Source organism: Streptomyces katrae (assembly GCF_000966975.1).
Lineage (GTDB): Bacteria > Actinomycetota > Actinomycetes > Streptomycetales > Streptomycetaceae > Streptomyces > Streptomyces katrae.
Genome location: NZ_JZWV01001400.1, coordinates 1 through 2,272 on the forward strand (window position 1 = coordinate 1; position 2,272 = coordinate 2,272).

Sequence of the window (2,272 nt, forward strand, 5' to 3'; positions counted from 1 at the left end):
AACCACTTCGGCGGCAGCTCCTTGGGGACGCGGGTCAGCCCGCGCAGGACGTCCTTGCGCAGCGCCCTGTCGGCGGCGTGCTCGTCGAGGGTCCGGGTCATCTCGAAGTCGCTCACAGGGTGCTCTCCTTGAGGGGGATCAGGGCGACCCGCGTGCGGGTGGCGGTCAGCAGGGTCCGGTCGGGCACCTCGCACCAGCCGGTGTCGTCGTCGTACGGCTCGGAAGCCACCACCACCCGCCCCGAGGGGTGGGCGGGCAGGTACCAGAGGGAATCGCCCCAGGCGGTGGCGGCGATCGAGGCCCCGTCGGTGAGCAGCAGGTTCAGCCGGGAGCCGGGGGCCGCGGCGGCCAGTTCGCGGACCGCCTCCGCCAGGGCCGTGCCCGGGTCGTCGCCCTGCCGCAGCCGGTGCAGCACCAGCGCCCACACCAGCGCCGAGTCGGTGCGCGCGGCCAGTTCCAGCAGCTCGTGCACGGGCAGGGCGGAGGCGAGCGGCGCCGCCGCGTCCGGCCAGCCCCGGACCGCGCCGTTGTGGCTGAAGAGCCAGGGCCCCGAGGCGAACGGCGCCGCCGCGGCCTCCCCGTCCGCCCCCGCGAACGTGGCGTCCCGTACGGCGGCCAGCACGGCCCCGCTGCGCACCACCCGGCACAGGTCGGCGAAACCCTCGTCCCCCCACACCGGCCCGGCGCGCCGGTAGCGGGCGGGCACCGGGTCCCCGGCCGCGTACCAGCCCACGCCGAAGCCGTCGGCGTTGACCGTGCCGTACCGCTGCCGGCGCGGCGCCCAGGACTGCCGCACGAGGGAGTGCTCCGGATCGCCGAGCACCACTCCCAGGGGTATGTCCGGTCCCAGATAGGCCAGGTGACGGCACATCAGACGTCCCTCGCGGTGCGGAATCCGGAGAAGATCTGCCGGCGCACCGGCAGGTCCCAGTTGCGGAACGTGCCCCGGCAGGCCACCGGGTCCACCGCGAACGAGCCGCCGCGCAGCACCTTGTGCTCCGGCCCGAAGAACACCTCCGAGTACTCCCGGTACGGGAAGGCCCGGAACCCCGGGTACGGCAGGAAGTCCGAGGCGGTCCACTCCCACACGTCGCCGATGAGCTGGCGCACCCCCAGCGGGGAGGCCCCGGCCGGGTAGCAGCCGACGCGGGCCGGCCGCAGGTGGCGCTGCCCCAGATTGGCGCGGACGGGATCCGGGTCGGCGTCGCCCCAGGGGTAGCGGCGGGAGCGGCCGGTGGCCGGGTCGTGGCGGGCCGCCTTCTCCCACTCCGCCTCGGTGGGCAGCCGGCGTCCCGCCCAGCGGGCGTAGGCGTCGGCCTCGTACCAGCTCACGTGCAGCACCGGTTCGTCGTCGGGCACCGGCTCGGTCACCCCGAACCGGCGGCGCAGCCACTGGCCCGCCTCACGCCGCCAGAACAGCGGGGCCCCGATGCCGTGGGCGCGGATCTGCTCCCAGCCCTCGGCCGCCCACCAGCGGGGGTCCGTGTAGCCGCCGTCCGCGATGAACGCCTGGTAGGCGGCGTTGGTCACCGGCACCGTGTCGATCCAGAAGGCACCCACCTCGCGTACGTGCGCGGGCCGTTCGTTGTCCAGGGCCCACGGTTCGACGGAGGTCCCCATGGTGAACGGGCCGCCCGGCACCAGCACTTCGGCCGCGGGCGGGGGCGGGCCCTGCGGCGGCTGCGGGTCCGGTGCGGCCAGCACGGGGTCGCCGGCCCGCAGCTGGTGGGTGATCAGCATGGTCTCGTCGTGCTGCTGTTCGTGCTGGGCGATCATCCCGAAGACGAACCCGCGGTCGAGCAGGGCCGTCCCCTCCAGCGGAGTGCGGTCCAGCAGGTCGAACACCCGCCCGCGGACCTCGGCCGCGTACCGGCGGGCCTCCTCCGGGCCCAGCAGCGGCAGCTTCGGCCGTTCGGCGCGCGGGTGCTGGAACGCGTCGTACAGGGAGTTGATCTCGGGACGCAGGAACTCCCGGCCGGCCACGTTGCGCAGCAGCCACAGCTCCTCCTGGTTCCCGATGTGCGCCAGGTCCCACACCAGCGGGGACATCAGCGGGGAGTGCTGCGCGGTCAGGTCCGGGTCGCTGACGACGTCGGTGAGCCCGGCCGTTCGGGCCCGGGCGGCGGCCAGGGCGGCCGCGGCCCGCTCGCGCAGCGCCGCGGGACGGATCTCGGGGTGGGTCTCGGTGGTCACGGGCGCGGTCCCTTCGCGGCGGGCGGCCGCCGGCGGTGCGCCGCCGGGCCGGTGTCTTCCACGGCTGCCGGAGCGGCCC

The 2,272-nt window shown here is 75.7% G+C and carries 2 protein-coding genes; both read right to left on the minus strand.

Annotated elements, in window-relative coordinates; translation table 11 throughout:
- Positions 1 to 112: 112 nt before the first annotated feature.
- Positions 113 to 871 (minus strand): ergothioneine biosynthesis protein EgtC, encoded by a 759-nt coding sequence (gene egtC, locus VR44_RS37675; RefSeq protein ID WP_045952179.1) that lies wholly within the window; start codon positions 869 to 871, stop codon positions 113 to 115.
- The gene (gene egtB / locus VR44_RS37680) at positions 871 to 2,193 is read right to left on the minus strand and encodes an ergothioneine biosynthesis protein EgtB (protein ID WP_094192179.1); all 1,323 of its coding nucleotides are present in this window, start codon (positions 2,191 to 2,193) and stop codon (positions 871 to 873) included. Before egtB ends, egtC begins: the two co-directional genes overlap by 1 nt.
- Positions 2,194 to 2,272: the final 79 nt, after the last annotated feature.

Coding starts and splice junctions, on each gene's coding strand:
- egtC (WP_045952179.1), bottom strand. CDS start 871: ATGTGCCGTCACCTGGCCTATCTGGGACCGGACATACCCCTGGGAGTG.